Annotated in this window: 12 protein-coding genes; 5 read left to right on the plus strand and 7 right to left on the minus strand. The window is 69.9% G+C overall.

Going from position 1 to position 18,277, the window contains the following annotated elements:
* Positions 1 to 152: 152 nt before the first annotated feature.
* Positions 153 to 2,372, minus strand: coding sequence for an NADP-dependent isocitrate dehydrogenase (locus CQ042_RS07385; RefSeq protein ID WP_105669841.1), 2,220 nt, complete (start codon positions 2,370 to 2,372; stop codon positions 153 to 155).
* Between the two features lie 174 nt (positions 2,373 to 2,546).
* Here CQ042_RS07385 and CQ042_RS07390 point away from each other — a divergent pair, with 174 nt between their 5' ends.
* Complete coding sequence (locus CQ042_RS07390) at positions 2,547 to 3,005, plus strand: GNAT family N-acetyltransferase (protein WP_105669842.1); 459 nt, start codon at positions 2,547 to 2,549, stop codon at positions 3,003 to 3,005.
* Between the two features lie 97 nt (positions 3,006 to 3,102).
* Here the strand turns inward: CQ042_RS07390 and CQ042_RS07395 are convergent, their stop codons facing one another.
* The 3 genes from CQ042_RS07395 to CQ042_RS07405 form a co-directional block, all read right to left on the minus strand.
* Positions 3,103 to 3,936, minus strand: coding sequence for a hypothetical protein (locus tag CQ042_RS07395; RefSeq protein ID WP_105669843.1), 834 nt, complete (start codon positions 3,934 to 3,936; stop codon positions 3,103 to 3,105).
* Between the two features lie 121 nt (positions 3,937 to 4,057).
* Positions 4,058 to 5,872, minus strand: a complete 1,815-nt coding sequence (locus tag CQ042_RS07400) for an ABC transporter ATP-binding protein (protein ID WP_105669844.1) — start codon at positions 5,870 to 5,872, stop codon at positions 4,058 to 4,060.
* Positions 5,869 to 7,800 carry an ABC transporter ATP-binding protein gene (locus tag CQ042_RS07405; RefSeq protein ID WP_105669845.1) on the minus strand — a complete coding sequence of 644 codons (1,932 nt, stop codon included), beginning with the start codon at positions 7,798 to 7,800 and terminating at the stop codon, positions 5,869 to 5,871. The genes CQ042_RS07400 and CQ042_RS07405 overlap by 4 nt, the downstream gene beginning before the upstream one ends.
* Positions 7,801 to 8,215: 415 nt before the next feature.
* On the opposite strand from CQ042_RS07405, the gene CQ042_RS07410 reads away from it, so the two are divergent.
* The 4 genes from CQ042_RS07410 to CQ042_RS07425 all read left to right on the plus strand — a co-directional run bounded on the left by CQ042_RS07410 (position 8,216) and on the right by CQ042_RS07425 (position 13,041).
* Entirely contained in the window at positions 8,216 to 9,376 is a 1,161-nt protein-coding gene (locus CQ042_RS07410) for a M20 family metallopeptidase (protein ID WP_219844829.1), read from the plus strand.
* 20 nt (positions 9,377 to 9,396) lie between these two features.
* Complete coding sequence (locus CQ042_RS07415) at positions 9,397 to 10,236, plus strand: GNAT family N-acetyltransferase (RefSeq protein ID WP_105669846.1); 840 nt, start codon at positions 9,397 to 9,399, stop codon at positions 10,234 to 10,236.
* Complete coding sequence (gene menC / locus CQ042_RS07420) at positions 10,233 to 11,339, plus strand: o-succinylbenzoate synthase (RefSeq protein WP_105669847.1); 1,107 nt, start codon at positions 10,233 to 10,235, stop codon at positions 11,337 to 11,339. Before CQ042_RS07415 ends, menC begins: the two co-directional genes overlap by 4 nt.
* Positions 11,340 to 11,418: 79 nt before the next feature.
* A complete protein-coding gene (locus CQ042_RS07425) occupies positions 11,419 to 13,041 on the plus strand; it encodes a CdaR family transcriptional regulator (RefSeq protein ID WP_219844830.1) in 1,623 nt (540 codons plus the stop codon).
* On the opposite strand, the gene CQ042_RS07430 is transcribed toward CQ042_RS07425, so the two are convergent.
* From CQ042_RS07430 to CQ042_RS07440, 3 genes are read right to left on the minus strand one after another with little or no spacing between them, the layout of a single operon-like run.
* Entirely contained in the window at positions 13,030 to 15,120 is a 2,091-nt protein-coding gene (locus CQ042_RS07430; protein ID WP_105669849.1) for a prolyl oligopeptidase family serine peptidase, read from the minus strand. The genes CQ042_RS07425 and CQ042_RS07430 overlap by 12 nt on opposite strands.
* Entirely contained in the window at positions 15,117 to 16,331 is a 1,215-nt protein-coding gene (locus tag CQ042_RS07435) for an erythromycin esterase family protein (RefSeq protein ID WP_105669850.1), read from the minus strand. The genes CQ042_RS07430 and CQ042_RS07435 overlap by 4 nt, the downstream gene beginning before the upstream one ends.
* A gap of 10 nt (positions 16,332 to 16,341) precedes the next feature.
* Positions 16,342 to 18,204 (minus strand): ABC transporter substrate-binding protein, encoded by a 1,863-nt coding sequence (locus CQ042_RS07440; RefSeq protein ID WP_181157488.1) that lies wholly within the window; start codon positions 18,202 to 18,204, stop codon positions 16,342 to 16,344.
* Between the last annotated feature and the right edge of the window lie 73 nt (positions 18,205 to 18,277).

Here is an 18,277-nt window from a genome sequence, read left to right on the forward strand (position 1 = left end):
ACCGAAACGGAGATCGGATGTGTCCGCTCCGGCGTGTTGCCGTGCGACGCGCCGCGAACAGTCTGCTTCGTCTCCGTTTCCGCGCGCCAGGCATTCGCCGGCGGGTACGAAGAAGGGGGCGGATGCCATGGCATCCGCCCCCTTCCGTCGGTTCAGCGCAGTGCGTCGACGATGCCGTTCAGCGTCGCGGAGGGACGCATGACGGCCTCGACCAGCGCGTCGTCCGGGCGGTAGTAGCCACCGATCTCCACCGGCTTGCCCTGCACCGCGTTGAGCTCGGAGACGATGGTCTCCTCGTTCTGCGCGAGGGTCGCGGCGATCGGAGCGAAGGCCGCGGCGAGCTCGGCATCCTTCGTCTGCGACGCCAGCTCCTGCGCCCAGTACAGGCTCAGGTAGAAGTGGCTGCCGCGGTTGTCGATCGTGCCCAGCGCGCGACCCGGGGAACGGTCCTCTTCGAGGAAGGTACCGGTCGCGGCATCCAGCGTCTCCGCCAGCACGCGGGCCTTCTCGTTGCCCGTGCGGTCGGCGAAGTGCTCCAGCGACGCTGCGAGCGCGAAGAACTCACCCAGCGAGTCCCAGCGCAGGTAGTTCTCCTCGACCAGCTGCTGCACGTGCTTCGGCGCGGAGCCGCCCGCACCGGTCTCGAACAGACCTCCGCCCGCGAGCAGCGGCACGATCGAGAGCATCTTGGCGCTCGTGCCGACCTCGAGGATCGGGAACAGGTCGGTCAGGTAGTCGCGCAGCACGTTGCCGGTGACCGAGATCGTGTCGAGCCCGTGGCGCATGCGCGCGAGCGTGTAGCGCGTGGCCTCTTCGGGCGCGAGGATCGTGATCGTGAGGCCCTTGGTGTCGAGCGTCGCCAGACCCTGGTGCACCTTGGCGATGATCTGCGCGTCGTGCGAGCGGTTCGCGTCGAGCCAGAACACGGCGGGGTCGCCGGTGGCGCGCGCACGGGTCACCGCGAGCTTGACCCAGTCCATCACCGGGATGTGCTTGGTCTGCGTCGCGCGCCAGATGTCGCCCTTGCCGACCGTGTGCTCGATGAGCACCGTGCCCTCGCCGTCGAGCACCTGGACGACGCCGTCTGCGGCGATCTCGAAGGTCTTGTCGTGGCTGCCGTACTCCTCGGCCGCCTGTGCCATCAGACCCACGTTGGGAACGGTGCCGATCGTGGCGGGGTCGAGCGGGCCGTTGGCGATCACGTCGTCGATCACGGCCTGGTAGACGCTCGCGTACGAGGAGTCGGGGATGACGGCGAGCGTGTCCGCCTCCTCGCCCTCCTTGCCCCAGAGCTTGCCGCCGTTGCGCACGAGTGCGGGCATCGACGCGTCGACGATCACGTCGCTCGGCACGTGCAGGTTCGTGATGCCCTTGTCGGAGTTCACGTACGACAGGCGCGGGCCCTCGGCGATGGCCTTGTCGAAGGCGGCGGCGATCTCCGCACCGTCCGCGACGTTCGCCAGACCCGAGAGGATCGAGCCGAGACCGTCGTTCGCGTTGAGTCCCGCAGCGGCGAGCCGGTCGCCGTACTCCGCGAACACGTCGGCGAAGAACGCCTTCACGACGTGGCCGAAGATGATGGGGTCGCTGACCTTCATCATGGTGGCCTTGAGGTGCACCGAGTACAGCACGTCATCGGCCTTGGCCGCCGCGAGCGTCTCGGCGAGGAATGCGTCGAGCTCGGCGGCGGAGAGGAACGTGGCGTCGATGATCTCGCGCGGGAGGACCTTGAGTCCCTCCTTGAGCACGGTGACCGTTCCGTCTTCGGCCGTGTGGCGGAAGCTCAGCACGTCGTCGTGTGCCGCGACCCACGAGCGCTCGTTGTGCTTGAAGTCGTCGTGCCCGAGGGTCGCGACGCGCGTCTTCGATCCCGCGGCGAACGGCTTGTTGCGGTGCGGGTGCTTCTTCGCGTAGTTCTTCACCGCGAGCGGAGCACGACGATCGCTGTTGCCCTCGCGCAGGACCGGGTTCACGGCGGAGCCCTTGATGCGGTCGTAGCGGGCACGGACGTCCTTCTCCTCGAGGGAGGTCGGCTCGTCGGGGAAGTCGGGGATGTCGTATCCCTGCTTCTGCAGCTCGGCGATCGCGCCCTTCAGCTGCGGGATGGATGCCGAGATGTTCGGCAGCTTGATGATGTTCGCCTCGGGGAGCGTGGCGAGCCCGCCCAGCTCGGCGAGCGCATCGCCGACCTGCTGCTCCGGTGCGAGCTTCTGCGGGAAGGCGGCGAGGATGCGGCCCGCCAGCGAGATGTCGCGCGTCTCGACCTCGATGCCGGCCTGGCCGGTGTAAGCCTGGATGATCGGGAGGAACGAGGCGGTGGCGAGCGCCGGTGCCTCGTCTGTGTACGTGTAGATGATGGCGTCGTCGGTCACCGGGAGGTACTCCGTTCGCGGGGAAATTTGTCTCGATACCAAGATACCTGAGCGGCTCCGACCCTGCGGCCCCCGCCCGGGCGCGAACGCCCCTCCGTCGTCGACGAGGAACGCCCCGGGTGAAATGTTCGTCCGAAACGTGTACCTCCCCGCGGGAGGGGTTAGCCTGGGAGCATGTCCGAACTGCGCATGGTCGAACTCTCCGCTGCGACGATCGTCGCCGTGAACAACCTGTCGCTCAAGCCCGGGCAGGAGCAGTTCCTCGCTCCCGTCTCCTACGGGATCGCGGCCACCGTCATCAACCCGCAGACGTCCTGGCAGCGGGTGATCCTCGACCGCAACGAGGTCGTCGGCTTCGTCAGCGCGAACTTCGACTCCGAGGCCCCGGAGGAGCACTTCCGCTCCGTGCTCTGGCGCATCAACGTCGACGCGGACGACCAGGGTCGCGGAGTGGGTCGCTACGCCGTCGAGGCTCTCGTCGAAGAGGCGCGCTCGCGCGGGGTCGACCATGTCGACGTGATCTACGAGGCCGGTGAGGGCGGGCCGGAGACGTTCTTCCACCGGGTCGGATTCACGCCCGTGGGCGAGACGGAGTACGGCGAGGTCATCGCCGAGATCCGCATCACGACGTAGACCGGCGGCGGGGTCTCGAATCCCCTCCCCCATCGAGACCTCGTCGCCCTCATCACGCTCGACGGGGAGCGCTCCCATCCCGGGCGGTCCGAAGCCGCTACGCGCCGTCGCGCGGCGGATTGCCGCCGTGAGGCGGAGTACCGTCACGCCCGCGCGTGGTCCATCGGGAGATGACGGATGCCGCGGCACCGGCCGCACGTTCGATGGCCTCGGCGGACCGCGTGATCGCGTCCTGGGCCGACTCCTGCCATGACGGCGACGGCGGCACCTCGCCCGCCTTCACCCTCGCACCGTGCTCTGCCACGTCGAACGCCGTCGCCAACGCCGCCACCGCGTCGCGATAGGCGCCGAACTCGGTCGGGGTCGGCCGCTCGCCCAGGCCCCGCCGGAGTTCGCTCGCGCGCTCCGAGGCGTGCAGGTAGGCGACCGTCGCCGGCTGTCTCACGTCGGTCATCTCGGGGTAGGCGATCTGCCGAGCAGGATCGGTCTCGTACTGCATCCACTTCGCGATCACGGCGTCGTGCTCGGCGCGCAGCCGGTCCAGCGGACGGGGAGCGGATGCGGCGGGGATGGCGACCCGAGCCGCCTGGAGGCGCGCCTGCTTGGCCTTCACGTCGGCCACGCCCGCCCTGACGTCGCGCTCGGCCTCGCGCAGCATCCTCCGGGCGCTCGCCACCTGCTCGGTGGACGCCCGCCCTGCTGCTCGTTCCGCGGCGACCCGCGCGTGCTCGGCACGTGCGATCTTGAGTGCCGCGCGGCGCTCGATGGCCGCGGACTGCGCGAGCCGCAGGTCGTTCCTCGCCGCGTCGTACGCGAGTCGACGGCCGCTCACCGTGCTCCGCCTGCGCAGTCCGATGGCACCGGCCGTTCCTGCCGCGGCCGCGGCAGGCGCGATCCACCACCACTCCGTGACGAGCAGCACCGGGTCCATGCTCCGATGCTACCCACGCATGCGGACCGTCGGTGCACCCGTGCCCGCCTTCCCCGCCCGGCGCTCCTCTCTGCGACCGCGGGTCGGACCCGGGGTCGCAGAGAGGCAGCCGTCCGCATCATCAGACCAGTGTCTCCTGCCAGGCCGCGTGCAGCTGGGCGAACTTGCCGGTGCCGCCGATGAGCGCGGCAGGAGTGTCGTCCTCGATGATCCGCCCGTGCTCCATCACCAGCACCCGGTCGGCGATCGCGACCGTCGACAGGCGGTGCGCGATGATGATCGCGGTGCGGTCCTTGAGCAGCGTCTGCAGGGCGTCCTGGATCAGCCGCTCGGACGGGATGTCCAGTGATGCCGTGGCCTCATCGAGGATCAGCACCGCGGGGTCGGCGAGGAACGCCCTGGCGAACGAGATGAGCTGGCGCTGGCCCGCCGAGACCCGTCCGCCACGCTTGTTCACGTCGGTGCCGTAGCCGTCGGGCAGCGACGAGATGAACCCGTCGGCGCCCACGGCGCGCGCTGCCACCTTGATCTCGTCGAGCGTCGCATCCGGCTTGCCGAGCGCGATGTTGTCGGCGACGGTCCCGCTGAACAGGTAGGCCTCCTGCGTGACCATGACGATCGCGCGGCGGAGGTCCTTCGGATGCAGCGAGCGCAGGTCGACGCCGTCCAGCGTCACGCGCCCCTCCGAGGGGTCGTAGAAGCGCGAGATGAGCTTGGCCAGCGTGGACTTGCCCGCGCCGGTCGTACCCACCAGAGCGATCGTCTGCCCCGCGGGGATGTCGAGCGAGAAGTTCGGGAGGATGGTCTTCTCGCCGTTGTAGCCGAAGGTCACCTCGTCGAACTCGACGTGGCCGCGGGATTCCCACAGGTCGACCGGCTTCTCGGGGTCCGGAACCGTCGGCACCTCTTCGAGCACGCCCGACACCTTCTCCAGCGCGGCGGTGGCCGACTGGTAGGAGTTCAGGAACATCGCGATCTCCTGCATCGGAGCGAAGAAGTTGCGCACGTACAGCACGGCCGACAGCAGCACACCCACGGTGAGCGCCCCCTCGGAGACGCGGATGCCGCCCCACAGCACGACGATGCCGAGCACCAGCGCCGCGACGCCCATGAGGCCGGGCTCGAACGTGCCGAACAGCAGCATCGAGCGACGGTTGACGTCGCGGTACTCGCCCGCGATCTCCTGGAACGCCTTGTCGTTGCGCGGCTCCTTGCGGAACGCCTTCACGGCGCGGATGCCGGTCATCGTCTCGACGAACTGCACGATCACCTTCGCGCTGATCACTCGCGACTCGCGGTAGACGAGCTGCGACCGGGAGTAGAACCACTTCATCAGGAAGAACAGCGGCACCCCGCCGATCGCGAGGATGAGGCCGGACTGCCAGTCCCAGACGCACAGCGCGATGAACGTGAAGAGTCCGAAGAGCACTCCGGAGACGAGCTCGTTCAGACCGCCGTCGAGGAGCTCCTTGATCGAGTCGAGGTCGCTCGTCTGCCGGGAGATGATGCGACCGGACGTATACGACTCGTGGAACTCCAGGCTCAGGCGCTGGGTGTGCAGGAAGATGCGCTTGCGCAGGTCGAGCAGCACCGCCTGCGTGAGCTTGGCCGCGATGATGACGTACCAGGCGATCAGGACGGCGGCGAGCGCACCGGCGAGCAGGTAGATGCCGCCGATCATGAACGTCGGCATCCAGTCGGCGCGCTTCACCGCCTCGGGCAGCGCGCGGTCGAGTCCGATGCTGATCAGGATCGGTCCTGCCACCTGCAGCGCCGTCGACACGATCAGCACCGCGGCGGCCAGCACGATCTGCGGCTTCAGCGGGCGGACCAGGGATCCGAGCAGCCGGAGGGACCGTCGACGGATCTGCCGGCTCTCCTCGCGGGTGTACTCGGAACGATCCTCGTCCTGGGTTCCGGTGATGGCGGAGCTCATCGCTGCACCTCCTTCTCGGTGATCGGGTCTTCGTCGGCGGCCGCCATCCCGAGGCCCTCGCGGACCTCGTCCTCGATCTCGGCCTGTTCATCGCGGATGATCGGGATCGCCCCGGTGCGTGCCGCTTCCTCCGCCTCGAGGCTGGAGATGACGTGACGGTAGTGACGGCTCGTCTTCAGCAGCTCGGAGTGGGTACCCACCGCGGTGACCCGGCCCGCCTCGAGCAGGGCGACGCGGTCGGCGAGCGCGACGGTGGACGGCCGGTGGGCCACGATCATGGCCGTGGTGTCGGCGAGCACATGCCGGAGGGCCTCCTCCACGAGCGCCTCGGTGTCGACGTCGAGCGCCGACAGCGGGTCGTCGAGCACGAGCACCTTCGGCTTCGCCGCGACCGCACGGGCGAGGGCGAGCCGCTGGCGCTGGCCGCCGGAGAGGCTGAGCCCCTCCTCGCCGATCACCGTCTCGACGCCTTCGGGCAGCGTGTCGACGAACGACGCCTGGGCCACGTCGAGCGCTTCACGGAGCACCCGCTCGCCCTCGTCACTGTGCACGTCGAGGTCGGCGCGGCCGAGCAGCACGTTCTCGCGGACGGTCGCCGAGAACAGCGTCGCGTCCTCGAACGCCATCGCGATGTGCTGACGGAGCTCGGCGAGCGGGAGATCGCGCACGTCGACGCCGTCGAGCGTGACCTTGCCGCCCGTCACGTCGTACAGACGCGTGGGCAGGGTGGTGAGGGTGGTCTTGCCACTGCCGGTGAGACCCACCAGCGCCATGGTCTCGCCGGGGCGCAGCACCAGGTCGATGCCGTCGAGCAGGTCGCGTTCGTGGGCGCCCGCGTCCTGGTAGCGGAAGTGCGCGTTCTGGAACGCGAGCTCTCCCCGCGGATGCGCGATGTGCACGGGATTCTCCGGGTCGGTGATGGTGTTGGTCTCGGAGAAGATGTCGAACACGCGGTCGGTCGCCGTGCGGGCGTCGAGCATGAACGAGAACAGGAAGCCGATCGACTCGATGGGCCAGCGGAGCACCACGGCCATCGCGAAGAAGGCGAACAGCTGCGCCTCGCCGATCTGACCCACGGAGATCAGCCAGATGCCGGACATCAGGCTGAGACCGAACGCGATCTGCGGCATGAGGTCGAGCCAGAACCAGATCGACGCGATCGCGCCGGCCTTGCTCATCTCGGTCTCACGCAGCGTCTCGGCCTGGCGGCTGAAGCGGCTGAGGGCGTGCTTGCCGCGTCCGAACGCCTTCAGCACGCGGATGCCGTGCACGCTCTCCTCGACGCTGGTCGCGAGGTCGCCGGCCTGATCCTGGCTGCGGCGGGTGAGGGCGCCGTAGCGCTTCTCGAACAGGTAGCCGCGGATCCACAGCGGGATCGCGGTCACCAGGAAGATCGTGCCCAGGAGCCAGTGCCACCGGAACAGCAGCACCGAGCCGATGACGATCGTGAGCAGGTTGACGACGAGCAGCACGAGACCGAAGGCGAGCCAGCGGCGGATGAGGCCGATGTCCTGCATCATGCGGCTGAGCAGCTGACCGGAGCCCCAGCGGTCGTGGAACGACACCGGGAGGGTCTGCAGGCGCGAGTAGAGCTCGGTGCGCATCTTGTACTCGACCTCGGTGGAGGGATTGAGCACGAACTGACGACGCAGCCAGACCATCAGCGCCTCGCCGAGGCCGAGCGCGAAGACGGCGAGCGCACCCCAGACGATCGCGCCGATCTCCCCGGAGTAGACCGGCCCGCTGATGATCTGTTCGAGGACGATCGGAATCATCAGGGCGATGATCGCGGCGATGAGGGCGCTGGCGGCACCGCCGGCGAGCCGCCAGATGACGGGCTTGACGAAGGGCTTCAGGCGCCACAGTGCGGCTGGAGTGGAAAGGGTCGATGAAGGGGAGGGATTCTGCACGGAAGGCGAGGAGGACATGTCTCTCAGACGAATTTCGTATGGACTGCGGTTGCGGAAGGGGACGGATGCGAGAGCGGACTCGCAGAGTCCGGCATCCGATGAAGAAGGGGCGGGGTGGCTCTAAATGAGCGGACGCGCCGGGGTCGAGCCGAGAGCTGCGATCCGCGCGGTGGCGATCGTGGTCATGGTGTCCTCCTCAGGGGCTCGGCGATGTCGTCCGGTTGGCGCGACAGCCCACCAGCCTATTGCTGTGAACCAGCTGAATGCAAGAGTCATTCCCGATCGATCTCGACGGATTCGCCGAGGGCGATGCATCCATCGAACCCGACCAATGCACGCCGGTGCGTTCGGTGGTTCCGACGAGCCCGTCGCGCCCGGCGCCCCGCAGTATGGGAGCCCCGGGGAACGGGCATGCCACAGCAAGGGAGCAGCGATGCCAGATCGCACCGCCGCGATGATCGCGGACATCCAGCACCTGGTGCGATGCGAGTCGCCGTCGGATGATCTGGACGCCGTCGCCCGCAGCGCCGACACGGTGGCCGAAATGGGTGAGCGCCTCCTCGGAGACGCCCCGGAGCGGCTCACGATCGACGGCCGCACCCACCTGCGCTGGCGGTTCGGCGACGGAGACGGCGTGCTGCTGCTCGGTCACCACGACACGGTGTGGCCGCTCTCGACGATCGTCACCCACCCCGCCTCGATCGAAGACGGCATCCTGCGTGGCCCCGGTTCGTTCGACATGAAGGCGGGCCTGGTGATCGCGTTCCACGCGCTCGCCGCTCTGCCCGACCGCGACGGAGTGACCCTGCTGATCACCGGCGACGAGGAGCCCGGATCGCCGACATCGCGGACGCTGATCGAGGAGGAGGCCCGGCGCTGCGCCGCCGCCCTCGTCCTGGAGGCAGCCGGCCCCGGCGGCGCGCTCAAGACCGCGCGCAAGGGCGTCTCCCGATACGAGGTGCACGTGCGCGGGCGCGCGGCCCATGCCGGCCTGGAGCCGGAGCAGGGCGTCAACGCGACCGTCGAACTCTCGCATCAGATCCAGGCCGTGGCCGAGCTCGCCGCTCCCGACCTCGGCACGACGGTGACGCCCACCCGCATGCGCGGCGGCACCACGTCGAACACGGTGCCTGCGCACGCCTCGTTCATGGTGGACGTGCGTGCGCGCACCGTGATCGAGCAGCAGCGCACTCACGACTCGATCCTCGCCCTCGTCCCCCGGATCGAGGGTGCCGCCGTGTCGATCGAGGGCGGCATCAATCGTCCGCCGATGGAGGCTGCGGCCTCCGCGGCCCTGTTCGCTCGCGCGTGCCGCATCGCGGAGCGTCTCGGCATCCGCGCGCTGGAGTCGATCTCGGTCGGCGGGGCCTCCGACGGCAACTACACGGCCGGGGTGGGCACCCCGACGCTGGACGGCCTCGGTGCCGTGGGCGGCGGCGCGCACGCCGACGACGAGCACGTGATCGTCGCAGAACTGCCCGACCGCACCCGGCTGCTCACCGCGCTGGTCGCAGAGCTCCTGGCCTCACCCGCGCCCTCCCCCGCGTCGGCGTCGGCCCCTGCCCCGGCGTCGGCGTCGGCGGCCCGGCGATGAGCACTCGCGAGGATTTCCGCGTGCGTGCGGAAGCCGATGCCGAGGCCGCACAGAGGGCGTCCGGCCTGCGCATCCGCCTCCTCGACCGCATCGAGGAGCACGCAGCCGTCCGCGCACTCATCGAGGAGGTCTGGCACGCCGGCGAGGGCGCCCCTCCCGTCACCGCCGACCTGCTCAGCGCGATCCGGGTCAGCGGTGGCTACGTCAGCGGCGCGTTCGACGAGCAGGGCCTCGCCGCAGCGAGTCTCGGGTTCTTCGGTCCGCCGTCGCAGCGCCGCCTGCACAGCCACATCACCGGAGCCCTCGCCCGCACCCGCGGCACCGGCATCGGTCACGCGATGAAGCTGCATCAGCGCGCCTGGGCGCTGCGCGAAGGCGTCGAGACGATCACGTGGACCTTCGATCCCCTCGTCCGACGCAACGCGTACTTCAACATCGTGAAGCTCGGCGCGTCCGTCACCGACTACCTGCCGGATCTGTACGGCGCCATGGACGACGCGATCAATCGCGATGACATCACCGACCGCGCGCTCGCGCGCTGGCCCCTGACGCACGCCGGTGTCGTGGCGGCCGCCTCCGGGCGGACGGCATCAATGCATCGCGCGGAGTTCGCCTCCGCCGTCGTCGCCCTGCGCCCCGACCCGTCGGAGAGCCCGGTGCTCGGCGACCGTGACGCCGACCTCGTGCTGATCGGGATCCCCGCGGACATCGAGTCGATGCGGGCCACCGACTCGGCGAAGGCCACGGCCTGGCGCCTCGCCGTCAGGGCGACACTCGGCACCCTGCTCGACGAAGGGGCCGTCGTGCGCGGCTTCGATCGAGACGGCTGGTACATCCTGGACAGAACGGAGACGCCGTGAATCTCGAAGGCGTGGAGATCCTGCACATATCGATGCCGCTGGTCGGCGCCTTCCGCACCTCGTTCGGCACGGAGGCGGTGCGGGACACGCTCCTGCTGCGCGCCGTCGCCGATGATGCCGAGGGCTGGGGCGAGTGCGGGGCGAGCGAGGCTCCGCTGTACTCCGGCGAGTACACGCAGGGCGCGGCGGACGTGCTCCGTCGCCACCTGATCCCCGCTCTGGCGGGAGTGCCCGATCTCGACTCGCACGGCGTCGCCCCGGCGCTCTCGCGCTTCAAGGAGAACCGACTGGCCAAGGCCGCGCTCGAGACCGCGGTCCTCGACGCCGATCTGAAGGCGCGCGGCGTCCCGCTCTCGCACGCGCTCGGAGCGGTGCGCCGCTCCGTCCCCTGTGGGGTGTCGGTGGGCATCGCCGACTCGATCCCCGTTCTCCTGGATGCGGTCGAGGAGTACCTCGCGGCCGGCTACCTCCGCATCAAGCTGAAGATCGAGCCCGGGTGGGACATCGAGCCGGTGCGCGCGGTGCGCGAGCGGTTCGGCGACATCATGCTCCAGGTCGACGCCAACGCCGGCTACGAGCGCGGCGACATCGACCACCTCCTGGCCCTCGACGCCTTCGACCTCTCGCTGGTGGAACAGCCGCTGCCGATGGACGACCTGCTCGGCCACGCCATGCTCGGACGTCGGCTCGCCGCGCCGATCTGCCTGGACGAGTCGATCGTCTCGGCACGCGCCGCAGCGGCGGCGATCGAGCTCAGCGCGTGCCGCATCGTGAACATCAAACCGGGAAGGGTCGGCGGCTACCTCGAAGCCCGGCGCATCCACGACGTCTGCGTCGCCAACGGGGTGCCGGTGTGGTGTGGCGGCATGCTCGAGACCGGCGTGGGACGGGCGGCGAACGTCGCCCTCGCCGCGCTCCCCGGATTCACGCTTCCCGGCGACACCTCCGCGTCGGAGCGGTACTTCGACGAGGACCTCACCGAGCCGTTCCGCCTCGTCGACGGACACCTCACCGTGCCGACCGGCCCGGGGATCGGTGTGTCCCCCGATCCGGACATCCTGGCCGGGGTCACGGTCTCCCGCGAGTGGATCCCGATCCGATGACGTCCGCGCCGTGTCGGCCACGGTGGAGAGGAACGGCTCCCCCGTTTCCCGGCGTCTGCGCGGTGCTAGCCTCACAAGAATGCGAGCCTCGATGAACCATCGGCCCCAGGCGAGTCTCGTCCACGTCATGGAAGAACTCGGCGGAACCCTGCTCGAGGTGATCGCCGGGGAGATCGGCGACGACCGCACGATCGAAGCGGTCGCGATCCACGATCCGCGCGACGAGCCGGAGGCCTCGCGCAACGCGATCGTCCTCGGGGTCGGCCTGCAGGAGAGCGCAGACGTCCGGCAAGTCCTGACCCGGCTCGGTCCGAGCGGGGCGACCGGGCTGGTGGTCCGCGCACCGTTCCTCGCCGACGACGAGGTCGTCGCCGCCGCGCAGCAGACCGGGATCACCCTCTTCTCGCTCGCCCGCGGCACCACCTGGGCGCACCTGGCGGGGCTGTTCCGCGCGCTGATGACACCGGGCGGCCACGACGACGCCCGACCGGTGACCTTCGGCGGCATCCTCGCCGGCGACCTCTTCGCGATGGCGAACGCGATCGCCGCCCTGCTCGAGGCACCGGTCACGATCGAGGACCGCAACTCCCAGCTCCTCGCGTTCTCTCACGCGCAGGAGAGTCAGGCTCCGGCGGCTCCCCGCGGCCGCCAGCTCCCTCCGCACTACACCCGGCTGCTCGAGGAGACCGGTGTGTTCCGTGAGATCACCCGCAGTGACGGCCCTGTCGTGGTTCCCGGCCCCTCGGAAGCTCCCGACGACCGGCGCACGGTGATGCCCGTCCGGGCCGGAGAAGAGCTGCTGGGCACCATCTGGATCGCCTCGCCGAGTCCGCTCAGCGAAGAGCACGTGCGGGTGCTCCGCGAGTCGGCCAAGCTCGTCGCCATGCACCTGATCTGGCAGCGCACCGATGCCGACGTCGAACGGCGCCTCCGCGCGGATCAGCTGCGCAGCGCCCTCGACGGAGGACCAGCGGCCGCGGAGGCCGCACATCGACTCGGTCTCCGCGACGAGCCCTCGATCGTGCTCGCCCTCTCACTGCACGCGCCCGCGACGGATCAGCTCCCCCACGCGGCACTGGCCGCCGAGCGCAAGCGCGTGGCGGATGCGTTCTCGGTGCATCTGATGTTCGCGCACCCCCGGGCGACGGTCGGGCTGATCGGCGAGGTCGCGTACGGTGTGCTCCCGGTCGCGACGACGCACGATGCCGAGGAGAGCGCCATGCGCCTCGCGAACGAGTTCCTCGCCAGGGTGCGCTCCTCACAGCGGCCCTTCATCGGCATCGGGACCATCGTCGAGGAGATGGCCCGGCTGCACCGCTCCCGTTCGAGCGCGGATCGCGCGCTGCGTGTGCTCCGCGCGCATGTCGTCGACCGTGCGGTCGCGCGCCTCGAGGACGTGCATGCCGAATCACTGCTGCTCGAGCTCGCCGCCCCCGCGGACGAGGTGCCCTCGGGACCTCTCGCCCGTCTGATCGCCTACGACGCCTCGCACCAGGCGAGCCTGGTGGACACGCTGCGCGCCTGGCTCGATGCGATGGGAGACGTCACACTCGCCTCGGCGGCGATGTTCGTGCACCAGAACACCTTCCGCTATCGTCTGCGGCGGGTGGCCGAGGTCGGCCGTCTCGACCTCGACGACCCGAACGCCCGCTTCGCGGTGCAGCTGCAACTGCGACTGCTCGCGATCAGATCAGAGCGGTGAGCTGCGCGGCGACGACGTGAGATCGAGCGCGGCCATCAGACACGCCAACCACTCGGCGTCCTGCTGCTGCAGCACTTCGGGGCTCGTCCCGGCGCCGTGTCCCGCGTTCTCGAAGACGTGCAGCAGGATGGGCTGCTCTCCGCGCTGCGATGCCTGCATCCTGGCCACGAACTTGCGTGCCTGCGCGGGAGGACACCGCGGGTCCGTGGCCCCCGCCTGCACGTAGACGAGGGGGAACACCGCGTCCGTCACGAGCTCGTACGGGGAGGAGCGCCGCAGCCGTCGCACGTCGTCGGCGTCGTCCGGGTCGCCCCAGGCCTTGCGGATCACGAACTCGAGGTACGGGATCCGGATCCCGCCGATGAGGTCGAGCAGCGGCGCGCGTGGGAGGACGGCGCGCCACAGCTGCGGATGCTCGATCACCGCGACCCCGCACATCAGCCCGCCGTCCGAGCCGCCGGTGAGCGCGAGCCGGTCCGGCGCGGTGAGGCGACGGTCGATCAGGTCGTGGGCGACGGCCACGAGGTCGCCGTCGCGCACACGACGGTTCTCCCGATCGGCGCCGCGGAACCAGTCGCTGCCGAACTCGCCTCCCCCACGGAGGTAGGCCTGGACCAGCACGCCGCCCGCCGCGACGAAGGCGGCGAGATCGGGCTGGTAGCGCGGCAGCGTCGGGATCCCCGCCGCGCCGTAAGCGGAGATCAGAGCCGGCGCGGGCTCCTCGGGCTCTCGCCCCGCCGGTCGCACCACGTGATAGGGGATCGGCGTGCCGTCTGCGGCGAGCGCCCGCCGGTATTCGACGGTCGCATCGACGGTGATCCGCGGGGCGAGCAGCTCGTCCACGAACGCGTCTCCCGGGCGATGCCGGTACACGCCCCACGACGTAGTGAGCGTGGAGAACGAGAACAGGAAGTCGCCGCTGCCGTCGTCGGGCGTGAGACCGGTGAGCGGGAAGAACGCTCCCCCGAGCGCACCGTCGGCGGGGAGCGGGACGGCGCCCACATCGGTGCCGTCGGCGCGCAGCACCCGCACGCGGGCGGCGGTCTCCTCGAATCCGGTGAGGTACAGGTGCTCTCCGACCGGGTGGATCGCACGCAGCACGGTCTCGCCCTCCGGGACCAGCACGCGCCATCGGTCGGGATCGTCGGGATGCTGCTCATCCAACGGGATCGCGACCACGCGTCCGCGCGCCGCCCCCTGGTCGGTGACGGCGATGTACTCGTCGCCGACGACGTGCCCGGCGACGGTGCCGGCAGAGCCGTCGACGAACGGTCGCCACGGTGTTCCTGCGCGCAGGTCGCGCACGGCGACGGGGACGGGCCGCCCCACACGATGACTCGCGACCGCCCACCGGCCGTCTGTCGAGAACTGCACGCGCGTGTACTCCCGCGACCCGGGCGGGAGGGGGATCTCCTCGAGCACGGACGGCCCCGACACGCCCAGATCATGCCGGTACACGACCTGGTGGAAATCGGCCGCGCCTCCGCGGAGCGCGAGGAACAGGAAGCCGGTGCTGTCAGGCAGCCACGACACCCCGCCTCCCCAGGCGCTGTGCAGCACCTCGGGCGGAGCGTCGTCACGAACGGCACCCGTCGCGACGTCGATCAGACGGACGGTGTTGTGTTCGCTGCCGTCCGTGCACACACCCAGCGCCAGTACCCGACCGTCCGGCGAGGGCGCGAACCACGACAGCACCGCCGGGTGGTCGCCCTCGTCGAACGCCGAGAGCGCGACGAGCGGGCGGCCGGCGAGGAAGGGCCCCGCGCTCATGACGATCGTCGCGCAGCCCTCATCGTCGTCGACGACGCGGAACCACGAGCCACCGGCATACCGGGGCAGATCAGGGCGCACGCCGACGTCGTGCTCCACCACGAGTGCGCGTGCGGCGTCCGTGCATCCCCCTGCCGTCACGGTCTCCGTGGCGAACGCCGCCTGGGCCCGCTGCCAGTCGCGGACCTCGTCGGTCTCCTCCTCGAGCCACCGGTAGGGGTCGGGGATGAGGATGCCGGCGACGTCTTCGACCACGTCGACGATGCGGCTCGACGGAGAGATGCGCCGGGACGGGGAGGGGATGCTCATCGCGTCGCCGTCCGCTCCGGGGCGTCGAGCTCGTCGCGCAGCCGCGCGAAGGCGCCGGGCACCGCGGTCACGCGGCGCAGGTGCACGAGGGCGTCGAAGCTCGCGGGGAAGTCCCCGACCTTCTCCAGGGCGCCGCTCGAGAACATCCCCTCACACCCGCCGAAGAAGCCGGAAGGCGCGAGGGCGAGGTCCACGAACGCGGTGTCGGCGCCGAGCGCGTCGAGCTGTCCCTCGAGCGTCTCCTCGATGCTGCCGGCGACCGTGCCACGCTCGCCGAGGGCGACATCGCAGTCGAACGGGCGCGGCGAGCGCGGGGTGAACGTCACGACGGGTCCGGTGCCGAAGGTCATCCCGATCACCCGGAGGTCATCTCCGAACTCCCGGTCGAGCAGGGCGCCCATCATGTCCCGACCGTCGAGCGGTGTGCGACGGACGTGCCCGTTGTGGGCGTAGAGCAGGATGCGGGCCTCACGCGCGGCGATCCAGCCCACCGTCCTCGCCATGTACTGCTCGCGGGGATACGGTCCGGATTCGCCGTCCCAGGCGAGTTCGCCGAGGAAGGCGTCGATCGAGTCGGCGCACCGTCGGGCGACCTCGTCACCGGCTTCGCGCACACGCAGGACGAGGTCGCGCAGCGCGGCGATGAGATGGTCCCGCTCCTCGGCGGTCATCGAGGCGTAGGCGACCGCGGCCTCCGTCCGTCCGCCGAGATCGCTGACCCGACGCAGCTCGTCGTCCGATCCCCGCGCGGGGATCCGGGCGAGGCATGCCTGCACGGCCGGCCCCGGCGACGTCGACGAGCCGGGGAGGTCCATCCCGTAGAAGCGGACGTCCCCGCCTCCGGCGTTCCATTCCCGCAGCCACGCGAGCTGGCGCTTGAGCTGCGCGGACTCGCCGAAGCCGTACGTGATGCCGGTGCGGGCGATGTCGTCGAGCTCACCCGGCCCGCCGTGGATCCACTCGTCGATGAGCAGGCCCTCGGCGAAGCCGGACTCCAGGACGAACGCGGTGACCCCGTGCTCCTGCACCAGGTGGCGCAGGAGGGCATCGCCGTATGCCGTGAACTCGCTGATGCTGTGTGCCCCCTCGCCGAGGGCGATGACACGTGCATCGCCGATGAGCGCGCCGACCTCCGCGGAGTCGGGGAACTCCGGCCGGGTGAGGTCGATCGCCGGGATCGGCCGCACGAACGGTCTGGTCTGCGCGCTCATCGATGTGCTCCTAGTCCTCTGGCTGCTTCTCGGTGAAGTACCACTGCTCCGGGGAGTAGCTGAACTTCAGCAGGGAGCGGAACGTCGACGGCGGTCCGGAGAGGGTGTCCTTCCAGACGATCAGGGTGTCCGGCGTCGGGAAGAACAGCACCGGGAGGTCCTTCGACAGCATCGTCACCTCGGCGCTGAGCGCATCGGGGGCGGAGCCGAACGTGCTGGCCTCCATCAGTGCGTCGGCCTCCGGGTCGGAGTAGCTGCCGAGGTTGAAACCGCCGCCGGTGTTGAAGGAGCCGTTACTCGTCGGGTAGGCCGTCTGGATGAACGGTCCGAAGTCCTGCATCGACCATTCGTTCGTCGAGGCGGGCGCGTAGCTGTTGCCGTAGTTGGCATACATGTGGTTGAGCGACTTCGTGACGATCTTCGCGTCGATGCCGAGCTTCTTCAGCTGCGAGACGAAGGCGAGATCGCGCGCGCCGACGTAGGCGGGCTCGTTCGCGGAGGCGATCGTGAAGCTGATCTTCTGTCCCTCGGGGATCCCCTCCCCGCACTCGTCCTCGCCGCTGCCGGGGCGTTCGCACACCGTGCCCCCTTCGGCGTCGACCTTCCAACCATGGTCGGTGAGCAGCTTCTCGGCGGCCTCGGGATCGAACGGGTACGGCGCCTTCTCGCCGAAGTCGGCCGGATACGCCGAGTTCAGGCCGCCCGTGCTGTAGTTCTCACTCGCGGTGCCGCTGTGGATGCCACGGCTCTTGATGTAGGCCGGCTGATCGATCAGATGCTGCAGCGCCTGGCGCACGTAGAGCTGACCGATCACCTTGTCGAAGTTGTCGACCGTGTTGTCGAAGTTCAGCACCAGGCCGTCGAAGCGCGAAGGCGCGGGCGCGCCGTACACGTTGTAGCCCTTCTCGCGCAGCTCGTCGATCTTCGACGCGTAGCTCGCGTCGAGGCGTCCGACGGTCAGCGTGCCCGCCTCGTACTGGTTGTAGATCGCCGCCGCAGAGGTGAAGGCCTTGAAGTCCACGCGCTCGATCCGCGCATCGCCCGGCCCCGTGTATTCGGCATTCGGGGTCAGGGAGAAGGAACCGGTCGACGGTTCGAACGCCGCGAGCTGGTAGGGCCCGTTGACGACCTGCCAGAGCGGGTTGGAGGCGAACGTCGACTGGTCCGCCGACTGACCGGTGAGGTAGGCGTAGATCGCCGCGGCGTTCTCCGGCTGCGAGGAGTCGAGGATCGGTCCCCCCGTCTCGGCGATGCTCCAGTCGGCCGACGGCATGACGTAGAGGAGCTGGAGCAGCGACACCAGGTAGGAGGGGTTGTACGCGGTCTCGAACTGCAGCGTGAGCGTGCCGGGCGCGGTGGCGACGGCCGTCACCCCGTCGGGGAACTGTCCAGGGCTGTAGAAGCTCCAGTTCGCGGGGCTCTCGGCGATCGCGGCCTTCAGCAGGTCGAACGAGAAGACCACGTCGTCGGCGGTGACCGGATTGCCGTTGGACCAGGTGTCGTCCTTCATGGCGATGGTGGCGGTGAGCCCGTCATCGCTGAACACCGGCGCCTCGGCGAGGCTGGTCCCCTCATCGAAGGGTTGCCCCTCGAGGCTCGTGCGGTAGAGCGCGCGCCACATCAGGTCATAGCCGATGGTCGTGCCGCCGACCGCGGCCGGCGGGTACGGGTAGATGTAGTTCGGAGTGAGACCGGGTGTCAACGCGATCGTGACGGTGCCGCCGTCGACGGGGGTGCCGCTCTCGTCGGGCAGGGCGTCGTACTTCGAGGAATCGACCGGTGTGCTCGTTCCGGTGCAACCGGTCACGAGCAGCGCGCCGGCTGTTGCCAGCGCGAGGAGGAGGCGCCCTCGCCTCCGCGGAACCTGCGACATGTGCTGTGCTCCTTCTTCGGGTTCAGGATGGGATCGGACGGATCGGGTGGTGCGTTCGTCCGATGCTCCGAGA

It is taken from the genome of Microbacterium sp. MYb62 (genome assembly GCF_002979475.1).
In the GTDB taxonomy this organism is placed as follows: Bacteria; Actinomycetota; Actinomycetes; order Actinomycetales; family Microbacteriaceae; genus Microbacterium.